Below are 19628 nucleotides of genomic sequence, written 5' to 3' on the forward strand. Positions count from 1 at the left end.
ACCAGCGACGAGGGAGCCGGATGCCAGGCCAGGACACGACCACCGCGGCGCCGGAGGTGCTGACGATGGGGCGCATCGGCGTCGACGTCTACCCGCTGCAGACCGGGGTCTCGCTGCGCGAGGTGACGACGTTCGGCAAGTACCTCGGTGGCAGCGCCACGAACGTCGCGGTGGCCGCGGCCCGGCACGGCCGGCGCAGCGCGGTGATCACCCGCACCGGCGACGACCCGTTCGGCGCCTTCCTGCACGACGCCCTGCGCGGCTTCGGCGTCGACGACCGGCACGTCACGGCGGTCCCCGGCCTGCCCACTCCGGTGGTGTTCTGCGAGATCTTCCCGCCCGACGACTTCCCGCTGTACTTCTACGGCCGCGACCCCGCGCCCGACCTGATGATCCGCGCCGACGAGCTCGACCTCGACGCCGTGCGCACCGCGGAGGTGTTCTGGGTGACCGTCACCGGCCTGTCGCGCGAGCCCAGCCGGGAGGCGACGCTCGCCGCCCTGCGGGCGCGCGGCCGCGACGGGATCACGGTGCTGGACCTCGACTACCGCCCGATCTTCTGGGAGTCCCGCGAGGAGGCCCGGCGCCGGGTGCGCGAGGCACTCCCCCACGTCGACGTCGCCGTCGGCAACCTCGACGAGTGCGACACCGCGGTCGGCGAGCGCGATCCGCACGCCGCGGCGGCGGCTCTGCACGACGCGGGCGTCGGGCTGGCCGTGGTGAAGCAGGGCCCGGCAGGCGTGCTCGCCTCCGTGACGACGGGTCCGACCGGCACCCGCACGGTCGAGGTACCACCGGTGCCGGTCGAGGTCGTCAACGGCCTCGGCGCGGGCGACGCGTTCGGCGGCGCCCTGTGCCACGCGCTGCTGTCCGGGTGGGAGCTGGAGCGCGCGATGCGGTTCTGCAACGCCGCGGGCTCGATCGTCGCGGGCCGGCTGGCGTGCGCGGACGCGATGCCGACCTCCGCCGAGGTCGAGGAGATGCTGAAGGAGACCGTCGGTGCGTGACGAGGTCCTGCGCACGCTGGTCGAGACGCGCGTGCACCGCCCCGGCGCGATCGCCGAGGCCGCCGCGGCCCGGGTGCGCCCGGCGTCGCTGCTCGGCGAGCACGGCCGGCTCATGATGATCGCCGCCGACCACCCCGCCCGCGGCGCCCTGCGCGCCGGGAACCGCGCCATGGCGATGGGCGACCGCGCCGACCTGCTCGACCGGCTGGTGCTGGCCCTGTCGCGCCCGGGCGTCAACGGGGTGTTGGGCACCCCGGACGTGCTGGAGGACCTGCTGCTGCTCGGCGCGCTGGACGGGAAGGTCGTCGTCGGGTCGATGAACCGCGGCGGGCTGGCCGGCACCGTGTTCGAGATCGACGACCGGTTCACCGCCTACGACGCCGCCGGGATCGCCGCGAGCGGGTACGAGGGCGGCAAGATGCTCACCCGCATCGACGCCGAGGACCCCGCCACCGTCGTCACGCTGGAGGCGTGCGCGCGGGCCGTCTCCGACCTGGCCGGGCACGGGCTCATGGCGATGGTCGAGCCGTTCGTCTCCCACCGCGTCGACGGCCGGGTGCGCAACGAGCTCACCGCCGACGCCATGGCCAGGGCGATGACCGTCGCCGCCGGGCTGGGCCGGACCTCGGCGCACACCTGGCTGAAGGTGCCGATCGTCGAGGAGATGGAGCGGGCGATGGCCGCGACGACCCTGCCCGCGGTGATCCTCGGCGGTGAGGTGAGCGCCGACCCGGACCGCGCGTTCGCCGACTGGAGCAAGGCGCTCGCCCTGCCCACGGTGCAGGGCCTGGTGATCGGCCGGTCGCTGCTCTACCCGGCCGACGACGACGTCGCCGCCGCCGTCGACACCGCGGTGGGTCTGCTGTGAGCGTGATCCGGGCCGGGGAGAGCGCCGAGGGCGCGTTCTCGCTGGTCGTGACCCCGGCGAGCGCCGGGTGGGAGTACAGCTCGCTGCGGGTGCTCGCCCTCGACCCCGGCGGGAGCGCCACCTTCGACACCGGCGAGGACGAGACGATCGTCCTGCCGCTGTCGGGGAGCTGCGTCGTGGAGTGCGACGGGGAGCGCTTCGAGCTGGTCGGCCGCGACGACGTGTTCAGCCGCGTCACCGACTTCGCCTACGCCCCGCGCGACGCGCAGGTGACGGTGACCAGCGCGGGCGGGGGCCGGTTCGCCCTGCCCGCCGCCCGCGCGAAGCGCCGCCTCGCGGCCCGCTACGGGCCCGCCGAGGGCGTGTCGGTGGAGCTGCGCGGGGCCGGGCAGGCGAGCCGGCAGGTCAACAACTTCTGCATGCCCGGCACGTTCGACGCCGACGCGCTGATCGCCGTCGAGGTGCTGACGCCGGGCGCCAACTGGTCGTCGTTCCCGCCCCACAAGCACGACGAGGAGCGCGAGGGCGAGTCGGTGCTGGAGGAGATCTACTACTTCGAGGTGGCGAACGGGGGTCCCGGCTACCAGCGCGTGTCCACCTCGGGCCCCGGCCGCGAGATCGACGTCTGCGCCGAGGTGCGCAGCGGCGACACCGTCCTCATCCCGCACGGCTGGCACGGTCCGTCCATGGCCACCCCCGGCTACGACCTGTACTACCTCAACGTCATGGCGGGCCCCGGCGACGAGCGGGCCTGGCGCATCTGCGACCACCCCGACCACGCCTGGGTCCGCGGCACCTGGGACGCCCAGGAGATCGACCCCCGGCTCCCCCTGACCACCACGCAGGAGAAGGCATGAGGCTCACCGTCGCCCAGGCCGTCGTGCGGTTCCTGGCGAACCAGTACTCCGAGCGCGACGGGGTCGAGCAGCGGCTCGTCCCGGGGTGCTTCGGGATCTTCGGCCACGGCAACGTCGCCGGGATCGGGCAGGCGCTGCTGGAGTACGCCGACGAGCTGCCCTACCACCTGGCCCGCAACGAGCAGGGCATGGTGCACGCCGCCGTCGGGTTCTCCCGGATGCGCGACCGCACCCAGCTCATGGCGTGCACGGCCAGCATCGGCCCCGGCTCGACGAACATGCTCACCGGCGCCGCGCTGGCCACCACCAACCGGATCCCGGTGCTGCTGCTGCCCTCGGACGTGTTCGCCACCCGCGTCGCGAGCCCCGTGCTGCAAGAGCTCGAACGCCCCGACGGCTACGACGTGTCCGTCAACGACGCCTTCCGGCCGCTGTCGGTGTTCTTCGACCGCGTGTGGCGCCCCGAGCAGCTCCCCGCGGCGCTGCTCGGCGCGATGCGGGCGCTGACCGACCCGGCCCAGACCGGCGCGGCGACGATCGCGCTCCCCCAGGACGTACAGGCCGAGGCGCACGACTGGCCCGACGAGCTGTTCGCGAAGCGCGTCTGGCACCTGGCCCGCCCGGTGCCCGAGCCCGCCGCGCTCGCCCGCGCCGCCGCGGTCATCCGCTCCGCACGGCGACCGCTGCTCGTCGCGGGCGGGGGCGTGCACTACTCGCAGGCCTCCGACGCGCTCGCCCGCTTCGCCGAGGCCACCGGCATCCCGGTCGCCGACACCCAGGCCGGCAAGGGCGCGCTGCTGCACGACCACCCGCAGGCCGTGGGCGGCGTCGGGTCCACCGGGTCCCCCGTCGCCAACGGGCTCGCCCGCACCGCCGACGTCGTGATCGGCGTCGGCACCCGGTGGTCGGACTTCACCACCGCCTCGCGCAGCGCGTTCCAGGACCCGGGCGTCCGGTTCGTCAACGTCAACGTCGCCTCCCTCGACGCCGCCAAGCACACCGGGGAAATGCTGCTGGCCGACGCGCGGGAGGGGCTCGACGCGCTCACCGGTGCGCTCGCCGGGCGGCGCTGGGACACCACGTGGGACGCGGGCCCCTGGAACGCCGAGGTCGACCGCGCGTTCCACCTCGGGCACTCCCCGCTCCCGGCGCAGACCGAGGTGCTCGGCGCCCTCAACGAGGGGATCGACGCCCGCGACGTCGTCGTGCAGGCGGCCGGGTCCATGCCCGGTGACCTGCAGATGCTCTGGCGCGCGCGGGACCGCAAGGGCTACCACGTCGAGTACGCCTACTCCTGCATGGGCTACGAGATCGCCGGCGCGTTGGGCGTGAAGATGGCCGCTCCCGAGCGCGAGGTCTGGGCCCTGGTCGGCGACGGCTCCTACCTGATGATGGCGAGCGAGATCGTCACCGCGGTGTCGGAGGGCATCAAGCTCAACCTGGTGATCGTCCAGAACCACGGGTTCGCCTCGATCGGCGCGCTGTCGGAGTCGCTGGGCTCGCAGCGCTTCGGCACCGCCTACCGCTACCGCGGCGGCTCCGGCCGCCTCGACGGCGACGTCCTGCCCGTCGACCTCGCCGCCAACGCCGAGAGCCTCGGCGCCGACGTGATCCGCGTCCGCACGATCGCGGAGTTCCGCGACGCGGTCAAGCAGAGCCGGGCGTCGACCCGCACCACCGCGATCCACGTCGAGACCGACCCGCTCGCCCCGGTGCCCGACCCCGACAGCTGGTGGGACGTCCCGGTCGCCGAGGTCTCGGAGCTCGACAGCACCCGCCACGCCCGCACGACCTACGAGGCGCGCAAGCGCGACCAGCGCCCCCTGATCGGAAGGAACGACCCGTGAGAACCATCAGCCACTGGATCGGCGGCAAGCCGGCCACCGGCACGTCCACCCGGACGAGCCCGGTCTGGAACCCCGCCACCGGCGCGCAGCAGGCCGAGGTGCTGCTGGCGGGAACGGTGGACGTCGACGCCGCCGTGCAGAGTGCGAAGGCCGCGTTCGAGACCTGGGGCCAGTCGTCGCTGTCGCAGCGGGTGAAGGTGCTCTTCGCGTTCCGCGAGCTGGTGAACGCCCGGATGGACGACCTCGCCGAGATCATCTCCGACGAGCACGGCAAGGTGCTCTCCGACGCCCGCGGCGAGGTGCAGCGCGGCCTGGAGGTCGTCGAGTTCGCCTGCGGCATCCCCTCGCTGCTCAAGGGCGAGTACTCCGACCAGGTCTCCGGCGGGGTCGACCTGTTCTCCTTCCGCCAGCCCCTCGGCGTCTGCGCCGGGATCACGCCGTTCAACTTCCCGGCCATGGTGCCGATGTGGATGTACCCGGTCGCGATCGCGACCGGCAACACCTTCGTCCTCAAGCCCAGCGAGCGCGACCCCGGCGCGTCGATGCTGGCGGCCGAGCTGCTGGCCGAGGCCGGGCTGCCCGACGGCGTGTTCAACGTCGTGCACGGCGACAAGGAGTCCGTCGACGCCCTGCTCGACCACCCGGACGTGGCCGCGGTGTCCTTCGTCGGCTCGACGCCGATCGCGAAGTACATCCACGAGCGCGGCACCGCCGCCGGCAAGCGCGTGCAGGCACTCGGCGGGGCGAAGAACCACGCGATCGTCCTGCCCGACGCCGCGCTCGACTACGCCTCCGACCACCTCGTCGCCGCCGCGTTCGGCTCGGCGGGCGAGCGCTGCATGGCGATCTCCGCGGCCGTCGCGGTCGGCGGCGCCGCCGACGAGCTGGTCGAGGCGGTCAGCGCGAAGGCCCGGGCCACCCGGGTCGGCCCCGGCCGCGACGCCGCGTCCGAGATGGGCCCGGTCATCACCGCCGCCGCGCGCGACCGGATCGTCGACCTCATCGGCACCGGGGAGGCCCAGGGCGCCACCCTCGCCGTCGACGGGCGCGGGCTCACCGTGCCCGGCCACGAGGACGGCTTCTTCGTCGGCCCGACCGTCATCGACCGCGTGACGACGCAGATGGACGTCTACACGCAGGAGATCTTCGGCCCGGTGCTCTCGGTGGTGCGGGCCGACACGGTCGACGAGGCGATCGCGATCGTCAACGCCAACCCCTACGGCAACGGCACCGCCATCTTCACCGGCTCCGGCGAGGCCGCGCGACGGTTCCAGCGCGGCGTGGACGTCGGGATGATCGGCATCAACGTGCCCATCCCGGTGCCGATGGCCTACTACTCCTTCGGCGGCTGGAAGGACTCGCTGTTCGGGCAGTCCCACATCCACGGCCCGGAGGGCATCGCGTTCTACACCCGGGCCAAGGTCGTGACCGCGCGCTGGCCGCGGGTCGAGGCGTCGTCCGGCTCGTCCTTCCACTTCCCGACCGCGACCTGACCCCCCGAAGTCCCCTCAACAGAAGGAACACACCGATGAATCTCCGCAAGGGCGTCGTCGTGGCCGCCTCGGCCGCGCTGCTCCTCGCCGCCGGTTGCAGCGGCACCGGCCAGGCACCACCCGCCGCGAGCGCGGGCGGGGGCGCCGGCAGCTACGGCTACAACTTCACCGTCGTCACCCACGGCGCCGCGGGCGACACGTTCTGGGACGTGGTGAAGAAGGGCGCCGAGCAGGCCGGCACCGACGAGGGCGTCACGGTGACCTACCGCGACAGCAACGGTGACCCGGCCCGGCAGTCGCAGCTCATCGACGCCGCCGTGAACGAGGGCGTCGACGGCCTGGTGGTCTCCATGGCCAACCCGGACGCCCTGCGCGGCTCCATCGAGGCCGCCGTGGCCGCGGGCATCCCGGTGATCACCATCAACTCCGGGCAGGACTCCTCCCGCGAGTTCGGCGCGCTCGCCCACGTCGGCCAGGACGAGACGATCGCCGGGCGCGGGGCCGGCGAGCAGATGGCCGCCGCCGGGGTGAACAAGGCGCTGTGCGTGATCCAGGAGGCCGGCAACATCGGCCTCGAGCAGCGGTGCGCGGGCTTCGCCGAGGGCCTCGGCGGATCGGTGGAGAACCTCCAGGTCGAGAACAGCAACCCGACCAGCGCCCAGGCCACCATCCGGGCCAAGCTGCAGTCCGACCCGTCGATCAACGGCGTCCTCACGCTCGGCCCGGTCATCGGCGGCGTCGCGATCACCGCGGTCCAGGAGTCCGGCTCCTCGGCACAGCTCGCGACGTTCGACCTCAACGGCGACGTCACCCAGGCCATCGCCGACGGCGACATGCTCTTCGCCGTCGACCAGCAGCAGTACACGCAGGGCTACCTGCCCATCGTCATGCTGACGCTCTACAAGTCCAACCTCAACACCATCGGTGGCGGGCAGCCGGTCCTGACCGGTCCGGGCTACGTCACGCAGGAGAACGCCGCGCAGGTCCAGGACCTGGCCACCCAGGGAACCCGCTAGCAGGACAGGTGGCGGGGCCCGCACGGGCCCCGCCCCTGGAACCGGGAGCACAACCATGACCACGACCCTGTCCCCACCCACCCCCGAGGCCGACGAACGGGTGGCCCGGGTCGGGCTGCTCCGGCGGCTCGTCCTGCGCCCCGAGATCGGTTCGCTGATCGGCGCGGTGATCCTGTTCGTGCTGTTCGCCGTGTCGTCGACGCAGTTCTACTCGCTCGCCGGCATCTCCAACTGGCTCGACCCGGCCTCGCTGTTCGGCATCATGGCCGTCGCCGTGGCCATGCTGATGATCGGCGGCCACTTCGACCTGTCCGCCGGGGTCCTGACCGGCACCGCCGGCCTCGCCACCGCCGTCATGACCACCCAGTGGGGCCTCAACATCTGGGCCGCGCTGCTGGTGTCGCTGGTGCTGTGCCTGGGCATCGGCTTCGTCAACGGCTACCTGGTGACGCGCACCGGGCTGCCCAGCTTCATCATCACCCTCGCCACGTTCCTCATGCTGCAGGGCCTCAACCTCGCCGTCACCAAGCTGATCACCGGCACGGTGTCGGTGGGCGGTATGGCGCAGGTCCCCTTCTACGACACCGTGCGGCCGCTGTTCGCGAGCCGGATCAACGTCTTCGGGGTCGATTTCAAGATCCAGATCCTGTGGTGGGTGCTGGTCGTGGCGATCGGCGCGTGGGTGCTGGCGAAGACCCGCTTCGGCAACTGGACCTTCGCCGTCGGCGGCGACCCCGTCGCCAGCCGCAACATCGGCGTCCCGGCGGCCCGCACCACCATCACCCTGTTCATGGCCGTCGGCGCCTGCGCCTGGCTGGTCGGCACGCTCAAGCTGATGGAACAGACCTCGGTGCAGACCAACCAGGGCTTCGGGGAGGAGCTGATCTACATCGTCGCCGCGGTCATCGGCGGCTGTCTGCTGACCGGCGGCTACGGGTCGGTGATCGGCGCCGCGATCGGCGCGCTGATCTTCGGCATGACCAGTCAGGGCATCGTGTACGCGGGCCTGGACAGCGACTGGTTCAAGTTCTTCCTGGGCGCGATGCTGCTGCTCGCGGTGCTCGCGAACCAGTATGTCCGCCGCTACGCGGAACGGAGCGGGAAATGACGACGGCCACCGCAGCGCCGCTGCTGGAGATCCGCGGAGTGTCCAAGGTGTTCGGCAGCGTCATCGCGCTGCAGGACATCTCCACCACGGTCGGCGCCGCCGCCGTCACCTGCGTGCTGGGCGACAACGGCGCCGGCAAGTCGACCCTGATCAAGATCTTCGCCGGGGTGCACCGGCACGACGGCGGCGACTTCCTCCTCGAGGGCGAGCAGGTATCGTTCTCCTCGCCCCGCGAGGCGCTCGACGCCGGGATCGCCACCGTCTACCAGGACCTCGCGGTCGTGAAGCTGATGCCGGTGTGGCGCAACTTCTTCCTCGGGTCCGAGATGCGCAAGGGCCGGGGCCCGATCGCCCGGCTGGACACCGACGCGATGCGCAAGATCGCCAAGGCGGAGCTGCTCGCCATGGGGATCGACCTGCGCGACATCGACCAGCCGATCGGCACGCTGTCCGGCGGGGAGCGGCAGTGCGTCGCGATCGCCCGGGCGGTGTACTTCGGCGCCAAGGTGCTCATCCTCGACGAGCCGACCGCGGCGCTGGGCGTCAAGCAGGCCGGGGTGGTGCTGAAGTACGTCATCCAGGCCCGTGAGCGCGGGCTGGGCGTCATCTTCATCACCCACAACCCGCACCACGCCTACCCGGTGGGCGACCGGTTCATGCTGCTCAAGCGGGGCCGCAGCCTCGGCGACTTCGCCAAGAGCGAGATCACCCGCGAGGAGCTGACCGGCCTGATGGCCGGCGGCGCCGAGCTGGAGGCGCTGAGCCACGAGCTGCAGCAGGGCGGCGGGGCGGCGGCCGAGGCCGCCCAGCAGATCGAGGCCGAGGCACACGACCTGGCCATCCCGTCCGGGGTCGCCGCCGGCACCCCGCCGAAGGCCTGACCGGAGAGAGGAACGCAGTGACCATCACCGTCGGCGTCATCGGCGTGGGCGCGATCGGGCAGGACCACGTCCACCGGTTGTCCCACGTCCTGTCGGGGGCGCGCGTCGGCGCGGTCACCGACGTCGACCTCGACCGGGCCCGGGTGGTCGCCGACGGCCTCGCGGGCCCGGTGCTCCACCGCAGCGGCGCCGAGCTCATCGCCGACGACCGGGTGGACGCCGTCGTGGTGACCTCCTGGGGGCCCACCCACGAGGAGTACGTGCTGGCCTGCGTCGCCGCCGGCAAGCAGGTGTTCTGCGAGAAGCCGCTGGCCACGACACGCGAGGCCGCCGAGCGGATCGTCGAGGCCGAGACGGCGACGGGGCGGCGGCTGGTGATGGTCGGGTTCATGCGCCGCTTCGACGCGCAGTACCGGGCGATGAAGGAGGTCGTCACCGGCGGGGAGATCGGGCTGCCGCTGCTGATGCACGCGGCGCACCGCAACCCGTCGGTGCCGGACTTCTTCACCAGCGACATGATCGTCACCGACACCGCGGTGCACGACATCGACGTGGCGCGGTGGCTGTTCGACGAGGAGATCGCCGCGGTCACGGTGCTGCGGCCGCGGACCTCGCGCAAGGCCAAGGCGGGGTTCGACGACCCGCTGCTGGTGCTGCTGGAGACCGAGGGCGGCGTGCTCGTCGACGTCGAGGCCTCGGTCAACGCCGGGTTCGGCTACGACATCCGGGGCGAGGTGGTCGGCGAGGACGGCACCGTCGAGCTGTCGGAGTCGGCGGGCACGGTCGTCAAGCGCGCCGGGACGCACGCGGGCCGGGTGCCCGCACACTGGCGCGAGCGGTTCGGCCCGGCGTTCGACGCCGAGCTGCAGGCCTGGGTCGACGCGGTCGCCGCGGGCGGCACCACGGGCCCGTCCGCGTGGGACGGGTACGCGGCCACCGTCGTCTGCGAGACCGGGCTGGCCGCCCTGCGCTCCGGCGCACGCGAACCCGTCGTGCTCCCCGACCGGCCGGACCTCTACAAGGGACCCGCGTGAGCCGGGTCGGGGTCGGGCTGGCGGGGCTGGGCCGGATGGGGCGGATCCACGCCGCCGCGCTGGCCGGGCGCTGCTCGGTCGCGCGGCTGGCGTGCGTGTACGACCCGGTCCCGGCGGCCGCGCAGGCCGCCGGAGCCGAATTCGACGTGCCGTGGACGACGTCGTACGACGAGCTGCTCGACCGCGTCGGCGCCGTCGCGATCGCCTCCCCCACCGGCACCCACGCCCCGCTGACGGCGCAGGCCGCCGCAGCGGGCCGGCACGTGTTCTGCGAGAAGCCGATCTCGCTGGACCGCATGACGACGCTGGACACGCTGGCGGCCGTGGAGTCGGCCGGGATCGTGTTCCAGGTCGGCTTCCACCGCCGCAGCGACCCCGACTGGGCCGCCGCGGCGGCCCGGATCCACGCGGGCGAGCTGGGTGAGGTCACGCTGTTCCGCACCTCGCTGCGCGACATGACCCCACCGGACCCGGCGTTCCTGTCCGGTTCCGGCGGCTTCTTCCTCGACGTCGTGGTGCACGACCTCGACGTCGCCCGCTGGCTGGTCGGGGAGGTCGTCGAGGTGCACGCGCACGGTGCCGCGGCCGACCCGGCGTTCGCCGCGCTGGGCGACATCGACACCGCCGTCACGGTGCTGCGCTTCGCGAACGGCGCGCTCGGGGTGATCGACAACAGCCGCAGCGCCCGCTACGGCTACGAGTGCTCCACGGAGGTCATGGGCACCCTCGCCACGGCCCGGATCGACGCCCCGCACGTGCGCGGCGTCGAGTGGCGCACCCCCGGGCTCGCCTCGCGCGACCTCGCCCGCGACTTCGAGGAGCGCTACCCCTGGGCCTACGCCGCGGAGCTGGACGCGTTCGCGCGCGCCGTCCGCGACGGCACCCCGCCCCCCGTCACCGGTCGCGACGCGCTCGCCGCGTTCGACCTCGCCCTGGCCGCCGACGAGTCCTGGCGGACCGGGCGGCCGGTGTCCCTGAAGGAGAACGCATGAAGATCGCCGGAGCGCCCATCTCGTGGGGCGTCTGCGAGGTCCCCGGCTGGGGCTTCCAGCTCCCGCCGTCCCGGGTGCTGGCCGAGATGCGCGAGGTGGGGCTGGTCGCCACCGAGTTCGGGCCCGAGGGCTTCCTGCCCGAGGACCCGCGCCCCCTGCTCGACCGGTACGGCCTGCAGGCCGTCGGCGGGTTCACCCCGCTGCTGCTGCACGTGCCCGAGCACGACCCGGTACCCGAGGTGGAGAAGCTGCTGGCCACCTACGCCGCCACCGGTTCGGACACCCTCGTGCTCTCGGCGGTCAGCGGGCTCGACGGCTACGACACCCGTCCCGCGCTCGACCACGACGGCTGGCGGACCCTGCTCGCCAACCTCGACCGCCTCGCCGGGGTCGCCGCCGCCCACGACGTCCGCGCGGTGCTGCACCCGCACGTCGGGACGATGGTGGAGAACACCGACGACGTGCAGCGCGTGCTCGACGGCTCGACCGTCGCGCTGTGCCTGGACACCGGGCACCTGCTCATCGGCGGCACCGACCCGGTCGCGCTGACCCGCCAGGCACCCGAGCGGATCGCGCACACCCACGTCAAGGACGTCGACCTCGGGCTCGCGAAGCAGGTGCAGGGCGGGCGGCTCACCTACACGGAGGCCGTGCGCGAGGGCATGTACCGCCCGGTCGGGCACGGCGACGTCGACTTCGCCGCGATCGTGGGGCACCTGCGCGACCACGGGTACACCGGCTGGTACGTCCTGGAGCAGGACACGATCCTGGTCGAGGAACCGGCGGAGGACGGCCCGCCCGCCGACGTGCGCACGAGCGTCGACGCGCTGCGTGCGATCCTCGCGCGCTCGTGACGACCTCGACCGGCCCGGGCCGGGACGGGCGGCCCACGCCGCCGGTGAGATCGACACCATCGGGGTCGACCGGCCGCCGGACCCCCACCACGTCGATCTCACCCGGGGAGTCCTCGTGAGCGAACCCCTGCGCATCGGCGTCCTCGGGGCCGCCCGAATCACCCCGGGCGCGCTCGTCGAGCCCGCGAAGGAGACCGGCGACCGGCTCGTCGCCGTGGCCGCGCGCGACCCCCGGCGGGCCGCGGCCTTCGCCGCGGAGCACGGCGTCGAGCGGGTCCTGGGGTTCTACGCCGACGTGCTCGCCGACCCCGGGATCGAGATCGTCTACAACCCGCTGGCCAACGCGCTGCACGGCCCGTGGAACCTGGCCGCCGTCGCGGCCGGGAAGCACGTGCTCAGCGAGAAGCCGTTCGCGAGCAACGCCGCGGAGGCCCGGGCGGTGCGCGACGCCGCCGCGGCCGCGGGCGTCGTCGTCCTGGAGGCGTTCCACCACCTCCACCACCCCGTGCTGCGCCGGCTCCGGGAGCTCGTCGCGTCCGGGGAGCTGGGCGCGCTGCGCCGCGTCGAGTCCCGCTTCACCATGCCCGCCCCGCCCGACGACGACCCGCGCTGGCGGCTCGACCTCGCCGGTGGCGCCCTGATGGACCTCGGCTGCTACCCGCTGCGGTGCCTGCGCGCGTTCGCGGAGTGGGCGGGCGGGGAGCCGGCCGTCTCCTCGGCCACCGCGCAGGAACGGGCCGGGCGGCCGGGCGTCGACGAGCGGGTCACCGCGGAGCTGCGCTACCCGTCCGGCGCGACCGGGCAGGCGCACTGCGACATGGCCGCGGACGACTGGTCGATCACCTGCCGGGTGACCGGCGAGCACGGGGAGGCGACCGCGATGAACGTCGTCCTGCCCCAGCGCGACGACCGGGTCGTCGTGCGCGGCCCCTCCGGGGAGCGCACCGAGCACCTGGGCACCCGCTCGACCTACCTGTACCAGCTGGAGGCCGTGCGGGCGCACCTGCGCGACGGTGCGCCGTTCCCGGCCGGGGCCGACGACGCCGTCGCGACCGCGGAGCTGACCGACGCGGTCTACTCCGCGGCCGGGCTGCCGGCGCGCCCCAGCATCTCCAGGTAGTGCACGTTGGTCATCACCCCCAGCAGGTTGCCGAAGGGGTCGACGACCGAGGCGGTGACGAAGCCGTCCCCACGCACCTGGATCGGCAGGTACTCCGTCGCGCCGAGCCCGAGCAGGCGGGCCACCGTGCCCTCCAGGTCGTCGACGGCCCAGTGCATGATCGCTCCGGGCATGATCGCTCCCGCCGGCCCGTCCGCCACCGGCGGGCGGTAGGCGCTGCTGATGATCCCGAACTCGGCCTCCAGGTCGCCGATCCGGAACTCGACGTAGGCGGGCCGCCCGTCCGGGCCGGAGCGCTCGAAGTAGTGCGGCACCCCGAACACCTCGGTGTACCAGCGGGCGGCCTGCGCGACGTCGTCGGCGAAGAAGTTGAGGGTGGCGAATCCGCGGAACGTGGTCATGGGGCCGATCCTGCCGCCGAAAGCGCTCACCCTATGAGCACTTTCCCTGGCAGACTTCCCGCATGCGCGCGGACCGGCTCGTCGCCGTCCTGCTGCTCCTGCAGGCCCGCGGCCGGGTGACGGCCGCGGAGGTCGCGGCCGAGCTGGAGGTCTCCGTCGCCACGGCCCGGCGCGACCTGGAGGCGCTGTCGTCCGCGGGGATCCCGGTCTACCCGCAGGCCGGGCGCGGCGGGGGCTGGTCGCTGCTGGGCGGGGCCCGCACCGACCTGACCGGCCTCACCGCCCCGGAGGCGCGGGCCCTGTTCCTGCTGCTCGGCCCGGCCGCGGCGGACGCGCCGCAGGCCCGCTCGGCCCTGCGCAAGCTCACCCGCGCGCTGCCCGAGGTGTTCCGCGCCGAGGCGGCGGCCGCCGCAGGCTCCGTCGTCGTCGACCCCACCGGCTGGGGCGGGCTCGACGGGGAGCGGCCGCCGCTGGTCGAGCTGCTGCTGGGGGCGGTGGTGGACCGCCGCAGGGTCCGGCTGCGCTACGCCGGGCGCACCCGCGCGCCGACGCAACGGCTCATCGACCCGTGGGGCCTGGTCGACAAGGACGGCACCTGGTACCTGATCGCGGGCACCGCGGCCGGGCAGCGCACGTTCCGGATCGACCGGGTCCTCGACGCCGAGGTCACCGACCTGGTCGCGCAGCGCCCTGAGGGTTTCACGCCGGCCGGGGCCTGGGAGCGGGTCGTCGACGAGGTGGAGGCGCGGCGCGGGCGGCTCACCGCTACGGTGCTGATCGAGACCCGGTTCGTCCCGGTGCTGCGCAGCCAGTTCGGCCGGCACTGCGACCCCGGCCCACCCGGTGCCGACGGCCGGTCGCGGGTGCGTGTCGGCGCCCCGACCGCGCTCGACGTCGCCCGGACCCTCGCCGGCTGGGGATCCGTGGTGGAGGTGCTCGACCCGCCGGAGGTCCGCGCCGAGCTCGCCCGGATCGGCACCGAGCTGGCCGGGCGCTACGCCTGAACCGGACCGGTCGTGCCGCGCACCACCAGCCGCGGCCGCAGCACCCGCTCCACGACGTCGGTGCGCCCGCCGTCGAGCCGCTCCAGCACGGCGTCGACGGCCATCCGCGCCTGCTCCGGCGCGTCCTGGCTGACGGTGGTGAGCCGCACGTGCGCGAGCCGGGACAGCTCGGCGTCGTCGTAGCCGACCACCGACACGTCACCGGGCACGCGGACCCCCGCGCGGAGGAACACGTCGAGCAGGCCCAGGGCGCTGCGGTCGTTGGCCGCGACCACCGCGGTCGGCAGGCCGGCGTCCAGCAGCGCCCTGGCCGACCGGGCACCGGCCTCCTCGCTGTCGCCGCCGGGCGCGATCCGCGGCTCCAGCCCGTGTGCGGCCATCGCCACGGTGAAGCCCTCCCGGCGCTCGGGCGCCATCTCCGACCGCCCGCCGTCGACGTGGACGATCGCGCGGTGGCCGAGCCCGACCAGGTGGTCGACGGCCTGGCCGATCCCGTCGGCGTCGGCGACGCGGACCACGTCGAACCCGTCCGGGGGGAGCCGCCGCCCGATCACCACGGTCGGGACCCGCGCCCCCAGCGCCGACAGCCCGGCGGGCGACAGGCCGGGGGCGAGCAGGAGCACGGCCTCGCAGCGCAGGTCGAGCAGGGTGTCGACGACGCGCTGCTCATCGTGGGTGCGGGTGATGCCGCTCAGGGCCACGGTGTAGCCGCGGGCGTCGGCGGCGAGCTGCACCTCCTCGGCCAACTCCGTGCGGAAGGCGTCGCGCAGGAGCACCGGGACACCCAGGACGTGTGTGCGCCGCCGCGCCAGCAGGCTCGCGCTGCGGTCGGCGCGGTAGCCGAGCCGGGCCGCGGCCTCCAGCACGCGCTCGCGGGTCTCCGCGCTCGGGCCCGCCACGCCGCGCAGCACCAGCGACACCGACGCCGTCGACACCCCGACGGCCGCGGCGACGTCCTCCAGCCGCGGCCTCTTGACAGCTCCGGTCACGTCGCGGATCGTACACAGCATTCGTTAAAGCGCTTTAAAACCGCGAAGGAGCGTGGGCCCGTGGCCGTGCCCGTCCTCGACGACCTCGTCGCGGTCCTCGCCGACCGCACCGACCCGCGCGCCTTCCCGCACGCCGACACCGTCGAGCAGGAGGTGCTGGTCTACTCCGCCGACGGGGTCCGCGCCGCGCCGCCGTCGGAGCTCGTCCGCGCGCTCGCCGACGGCCCCGGCGTGGTCGTCGTGCGGGGCGCGCTGGACCGGGCGGTCGTCGACCGGGTCACCGCCGAGTTCGACGCGATGATCGCCGAGCAGTACGCCGCCGGGCAGGCGGTCGGCGACCACTTCGCCGCTGTGGACACGAACGGCCGCGGCACCAACGACCGGGTCTGGAACGCCCTGGAGAAGCTCGCCGTACGGGCGCCCGCGGCGTTCGTCGACTACTACGCCTCCGACGTGCTCGCCCGGGTCGCCCTGGCCTGGCTGGGTCCGGGCTACCAGGTGACCTCGCAGGTCAACGTCGTGCACCCGGGCGGGGCGGCCCAGGTCGGGCACCGCGACTACCACCTGGGCTTCCTGCCCCCGACCGAGATCGTGCGCTACCCGGCGCACGTGCACCGGCTGTCCCCCGTGCTCACGCTGCAGGGGGCGGTGGCGCACGCCGACATGCCCGTCGAGTCGGGTCCCACGCTGTACCTGCCGCACTCGCAGAAGTACGCCGACGGCTACCTCGCCACGGCGCTGCCGGAGTTCGCCGCGCACTTCGCACGCCATCACGTGCAGCTGCCGCTCGCCGTCGGCGACGCCGCGTTCTTCAACCCCGCGGTGATCCACGGCGCGGGCCACAACCGCAGCGCCGACGTCCGGCGCACCGCCAACCTGCTGCAGATCAGCTCGGCGTTCGGCCGGGCGATGGAGTCGGTCGACCGGGCCCGCGTGTGCCGGGCGGTCTACCCGTACCTGACGCCGGACACCGACCACGCCGTGTCGGCCGCCGCGGAGGGCTACGCCTTCCCCACCAACCTCGACCGCGACCCGCCGGTCGACGGCCTCGCCCCGCCCACCCAGGCCGACCTGGTGCGCCGCGCGGTGGCGCAGGGCTGGACCGCCGCGGCGTTCGACGCCGCCCTCACCGATCACGCGCGACGCCGGGAGAGCCACTGATGGGACTGCTGGACGGGACGGTGCTGCTGGTCAGCGGCGGCACGCAGGGGGTCGGGGCCGCCGTGGCCCGCGCCGCCGTGCGGGAGGGCGCGCAGGTGACGATCAGCGGCCGCCGCGTCGACGCCGGGGAGAAGGCGGCGGCCGACGCCGGCGCCCGGTTCGTGGCCGCCGACGTGGCCGACCCGGCACAGGCGCTCGCCTCCGTCGCGGCGGTGGTCACCGCGCACGGCCGGATCGACGCGCTGGTCAACGCGGCGGGGCTCACCGACCGCGGCACGCTGCTCGACACCACCCCGGAGCTGTTCGACCGGCACGTCGCGGTCAACCTGCGGGGGCCGTTCTTCACGATGCAGGCCGCCGTCGCCGACATGGTGGGCCGGGGCGCGCCCGGGTCGGTCGTCAACGTCATCTCGTCCTCCGAGCTGGGCGGGCAGCCCTACCTGGCCCCCTACGTCGCCGCCAAGGCGGGGCTCGCGGGGCTCACCCGCAACGCCGCCCACGCGCACCGGTTCGACCGGGTGCGGATCAACGGCCTCGACATCGGCTGGACCGACACCCCCGGCGAGGACGCCACGCAGCGCCGGTTTCACGACGCCGACGACACCTGGCGCGCCGCGGCGGCCGCCCGGCTGCCGATGCGCAGGCTCGGGCAGGCCGACGAGATCGCCGACTTCGTGGTGTTCCTGCTGTCGCCGCGCAGCGGCGTCGTCACCGGCTCCGTCATCGACTGGGACCAGAACGTCCTGGGAGGACTGGACTGATGAGACTGGGATCTGGCATGAGGTTGGGACTGATCGGGCTCGGGCGCATCGGCGCCTTCCACGCCCGCACGCTGGCCGCGCTGGACGCGGTCGACTCGCTCGTCGTCACCGACGCGGTGCCCGCCGTCACGGCGGCGGTGGCCGCGGAGGTCGGCGCGGAGGCCGCCGACTCCCCGGAGAAGCTGATCGCCGCGGGCGTCGACGGCGTGCTGATCGCGGCCGCCACCGACGCCCACCCGGTGCTGCTGCGCGCCGCCGTCGCCGCCGGGCTGCCGGTGTTCTGCGAGAAGCCGCTGGCCGCCGGGCTGGCCGACGCCCGCGCCACGGCCGCGTCCGTTCGGGGCGCCCGGGTGCAGATCGGCTACCCCCGCCGTTTCGACGCCGCGTTCCTCGCGGTGCGCGGGGCCGTCGCGGCCGGGGAGCTGGGGCGCGTGCACACCGTCCGGTCCACCACGCTCGACCCGGCGCCGCCGCCGCGCGCCTACCTCGCCGGGTCCGGCGGGCTGTTCCGGGACTGCACCGTGCACGACCTCGACGCCGTCCGCTGGGTCACCGGGCAGGAGATCGTCGAGGTCTACGCCACCGGCTCCGACCGCGGCGACCCGATGTTCGGCGAGCTGGGTGACGTCGACGCCGCGGCGCTCGTCCTGACGATGGCCGACGGGTCGCTCGGGCTGGTCTCGAACAGCCGCTACAACGGCCGCGGCTACGACGTGCGCCTGGAGGTGCACGGCGCGGCCGACAGCGCCGCCGCCGGGCTCGACGACGGCCTGCCGGTCCGCCCGCTGGGCCCCGGGGCACTCACCGTCGCCGGGCCGGCGCACACGTTCTTCATGGACCGCCTCGCGTCGGCGTTCCGGGCCGAGCTGGCCGCGTTCACCGAGGTGGTGGCCGGGACCCGGGAGTCGCCCTGCACCGTCGACGACGCGCTGGCCGTGGCCGTCGCGGCGGAGGCGGCCACGATCTCGCTGCGGGAGCACCGCCCGGTGCGGACCGACGAGGTGTGAGCCTCAGACGAAGGCGGACTGCCCGGTGATCGCCCGGCCCACCACGAGGGTGTTGATCTGCCTGGTGCCCTCGAAGGAGTACAGCGCCTCGGCGTCGGCGAAGAACTTGCCGACGCCGTAGTCCAGCACCACCCCGTTGCCGCCGACGACCTCGCGCGCGGCGGCGACGGTCTCCCGCATCCGTGACGTGCAGAACTCCTTGGCCAGCGCGGCGTGCTCGTCGCGGGCCTCCCCCGCCTCCTGCATCTCGGCCAGGCGCACGGCCATGCCGAGGGAGGCGGTGATGTTGCCGAGCATCCGCACGAGCAGGTCCTGCACGAGCTGGAACCCGGCGATCGGGCGGCCGAACTGCTCGCGCTCCTGCGCGTAGGCCAGCGCCAGCTCGTAGGCCGCCATCATCGTGCCGGTGGAGCCCCAGGCCACGCCGCCGCGGGTGCGGCGCAGCACCTTGTTGGTGTCGGCGAAGGAGTGCGCCTCCTGCAGGCGGTCGGCCTCGGGCACGCGGCAGCCGCTGAGCACGATGTCGGCGTTCTGCACGGTGCGCAGGGCGATCTTGTTCTCCATCTTCGTGGTGGTCATGCCGGGGTTGTCCTGCTCCACCACGAAGCCCTTGACCGAGTCGTCCGCGACGTCCCGGGCCCAGATCACGACCAGGTCGGCGAACGTGCCGTTGCCGATCCAGCGCTTCTCGCCGTCGATCACCCACTCGTCGCCCTCGCGGCGGGCGGTGGTCTCCAGGCCGCGCGCGACGTCGGACCCGCCGTGCGGCTCGGTCAGCCCGAACGCGCCGATCTTCTCCATCCGCCCCATCGCGGGCAGCCAGCGCTCGCGCTGCTCGGGCGAGCCGCACAGGTCGATGCTGCCCATCGCGAGGCCGTTGTGGATGCCGAAGAAGCTGTTCAGCGACGGGTCGGTGTGCGCGATCTCCATCGACACGAACCCGATGAGCTGCCGGCGCGCGGCCGGGCCGTCGAGGCCGTCGTAGGGCAGGGACGCGATGTTCAGCCCCGCGAACCCGGGGATGAGGTGGTGCGGGAACTCGGCCTTCGTCCAGTGCTCCAGGGCGACGGGCGCGACCTCCTCCGCCAGGAACTCGCGCACCCGGGCGACGATCTCGCGCTCGTCGTCGGTGAGGGCGTCGGCGAAGCGGAAGAAGTCACCGGTGAGCGGTTCGGCGGTCATCGCATCAGGGTGGCACCGGCGGCGTCCGCGCGCCCGGCCGGATTGC

Annotated in this window: 19 protein-coding genes; 16 read left to right on the top strand and 3 right to left on the bottom strand. The window is 74.1% G+C overall.

Annotated elements, in window-relative coordinates; all coding sequences use genetic code 11:
• Nucleotides 1–20 precede the first annotated feature (20 nt).
• From iolC to PHY01_RS02230, 12 genes are all read left to right on the top strand, one after another.
• Entirely contained in the window at nt 21–1007 is a 987-nt protein-coding gene (iolC, locus tag PHY01_RS02175; protein ID WP_218029972.1) for a 5-dehydro-2-deoxygluconokinase, read from the top strand.
• Nucleotides 1000–1875 (top strand): Cgl0159 family (beta/alpha)8-fold protein, encoded by an 876-nt coding sequence (locus PHY01_RS02180; protein ID WP_141276483.1) that lies wholly within the window; start codon nt 1000–1002, stop codon nt 1873–1875. Before iolC ends, PHY01_RS02180 begins: the two co-directional genes overlap by 8 nt.
• Nucleotides 1872–2732: a 5-deoxy-glucuronate isomerase gene (gene iolB, locus PHY01_RS02185; RefSeq protein ID WP_141276484.1), complete on the top strand. Its 861-nt coding sequence runs from the start codon at nt 1872–1874 to the stop codon at nt 2730–2732. The genes PHY01_RS02180 and iolB overlap by 4 nt, the downstream gene beginning before the upstream one ends.
• Nucleotides 2729–4579, top strand: a complete 1851-nt coding sequence (gene iolD, locus PHY01_RS02190) for a 3D-(3,5/4)-trihydroxycyclohexane-1,2-dione acylhydrolase (decyclizing) (protein ID WP_141276485.1) — start codon at nt 2729–2731, stop codon at nt 4577–4579. The genes iolB and iolD overlap by 4 nt, the downstream gene beginning before the upstream one ends.
• Complete coding sequence (locus PHY01_RS02195) at nt 4576–6072, top strand: CoA-acylating methylmalonate-semialdehyde dehydrogenase (protein WP_141276486.1); 1497 nt, start codon at nt 4576–4578, stop codon at nt 6070–6072. Before iolD ends, PHY01_RS02195 begins: the two co-directional genes overlap by 4 nt.
• A gap of 35 nt (nt 6073–6107) precedes the next feature.
• Entirely contained in the window at nt 6108–7088 is a 981-nt protein-coding gene (locus PHY01_RS02200; RefSeq protein WP_141276487.1) for a sugar ABC transporter substrate-binding protein, read from the top strand.
• Nucleotides 7089–7143: 55 nt separating this feature from the next.
• Nucleotides 7144–8196: an ABC transporter permease gene (locus PHY01_RS02205; RefSeq protein WP_141276488.1), complete on the top strand. Its 1053-nt coding sequence runs from the start codon at nt 7144–7146 to the stop codon at nt 8194–8196.
• A complete protein-coding gene (locus PHY01_RS02210; RefSeq protein ID WP_141276489.1) occupies nt 8193–9077 on the top strand; it encodes an ATP-binding cassette domain-containing protein in 885 nt (294 codons plus the stop codon). The genes PHY01_RS02205 and PHY01_RS02210 overlap by 4 nt, the downstream gene beginning before the upstream one ends.
• Before the next feature lie 17 nt (nt 9078–9094).
• On the top strand, nt 9095–10111 hold the full coding sequence (locus tag PHY01_RS02215; protein ID WP_141276490.1) for a Gfo/Idh/MocA family oxidoreductase: 1017 nt from the start codon (nt 9095–9097) through the stop codon (nt 10109–10111).
• Entirely contained in the window at nt 10108–11103 is a 996-nt protein-coding gene (locus PHY01_RS02220) for a Gfo/Idh/MocA family protein (RefSeq protein ID WP_246085633.1), read from the top strand. The genes PHY01_RS02215 and PHY01_RS02220 overlap by 4 nt, the downstream gene beginning before the upstream one ends.
• Nucleotides 11100–11957 carry a sugar phosphate isomerase/epimerase family protein gene (locus tag PHY01_RS02225; RefSeq protein WP_141276491.1) on the top strand — a complete coding sequence of 286 codons (858 nt, stop codon included), beginning with the start codon at nt 11100–11102 and terminating at the stop codon, nt 11955–11957. The genes PHY01_RS02220 and PHY01_RS02225 overlap by 4 nt, the downstream gene beginning before the upstream one ends.
• Nucleotides 11958–12072: 115 nt before the next feature.
• Nucleotides 12073–13077, top strand: a complete 1005-nt coding sequence (locus PHY01_RS02230; protein ID WP_141276492.1) for a Gfo/Idh/MocA family protein — start codon at nt 12073–12075, stop codon at nt 13075–13077.
• On the opposite strand, the gene PHY01_RS02235 is transcribed toward PHY01_RS02230, so the two are convergent.
• A complete protein-coding gene (locus tag PHY01_RS02235; RefSeq protein WP_141276493.1) occupies nt 13032–13478 on the bottom strand; it encodes a VOC family protein in 447 nt (148 codons plus the stop codon). The genes PHY01_RS02230 and PHY01_RS02235 overlap by 46 nt on opposite strands.
• Before the next feature lie 62 nt (nt 13479–13540).
• Here PHY01_RS02235 and PHY01_RS02240 point away from each other — a divergent pair, with 62 nt between their 5' ends.
• The gene (locus PHY01_RS02240) at nt 13541–14482 is read left to right on the top strand and encodes a helix-turn-helix transcriptional regulator (protein ID WP_141276494.1); all 942 of its coding nucleotides are present in this window, start codon (nt 13541–13543) and stop codon (nt 14480–14482) included.
• Here the strand turns inward: PHY01_RS02240 and PHY01_RS02245 are convergent.
• Nucleotides 14473–15471: a LacI family DNA-binding transcriptional regulator gene (locus PHY01_RS02245; protein ID WP_246085634.1), complete on the bottom strand. Its 999-nt coding sequence runs from the start codon at nt 15469–15471 to the stop codon at nt 14473–14475. The two genes, PHY01_RS02240 and PHY01_RS02245, sit on opposite strands and share 10 nt — an antisense overlap.
• A gap of 60 nt (nt 15472–15531) precedes the next feature.
• On the opposite strand from PHY01_RS02245, the gene PHY01_RS02250 reads away from it, so the two are divergent.
• The 3 genes from PHY01_RS02250 to PHY01_RS02260 are packed head-to-tail and all read left to right on the top strand — an operon-like array spanning nt 15532 to nt 18400.
• Nucleotides 15532–16632, top strand: a complete 1101-nt coding sequence (locus tag PHY01_RS02250; protein ID WP_141276496.1) for a phytanoyl-CoA dioxygenase family protein — start codon at nt 15532–15534, stop codon at nt 16630–16632.
• Nucleotides 16632–17393, top strand: a complete 762-nt coding sequence (locus PHY01_RS02255) for an SDR family oxidoreductase (RefSeq protein ID WP_141276497.1) — start codon at nt 16632–16634, stop codon at nt 17391–17393. The genes PHY01_RS02250 and PHY01_RS02255 overlap by 1 nt, the downstream gene beginning before the upstream one ends.
• A gap of 17 nt (nt 17394–17410) precedes the next feature.
• The gene (locus PHY01_RS02260; RefSeq protein ID WP_141276498.1) at nt 17411–18400 is read left to right on the top strand and encodes a Gfo/Idh/MocA family protein; all 990 of its coding nucleotides are present in this window, start codon (nt 17411–17413) and stop codon (nt 18398–18400) included.
• 3 nt (nt 18401–18403) lie between these two features.
• On the opposite strand, the gene PHY01_RS02265 is transcribed toward PHY01_RS02260, so the two are convergent.
• Entirely contained in the window at nt 18404–19582 is a 1179-nt protein-coding gene (locus tag PHY01_RS02265; RefSeq protein ID WP_141276499.1) for an acyl-CoA dehydrogenase family protein, read from the bottom strand.
• Nucleotides 19583–19628: the final 46 nt, after the last annotated feature.

Source organism: Pseudonocardia hydrocarbonoxydans (assembly GCF_006539565.1).
GTDB lineage: Bacteria > Actinomycetota > Actinomycetes > Mycobacteriales > Pseudonocardiaceae > Pseudonocardia > Pseudonocardia hydrocarbonoxydans.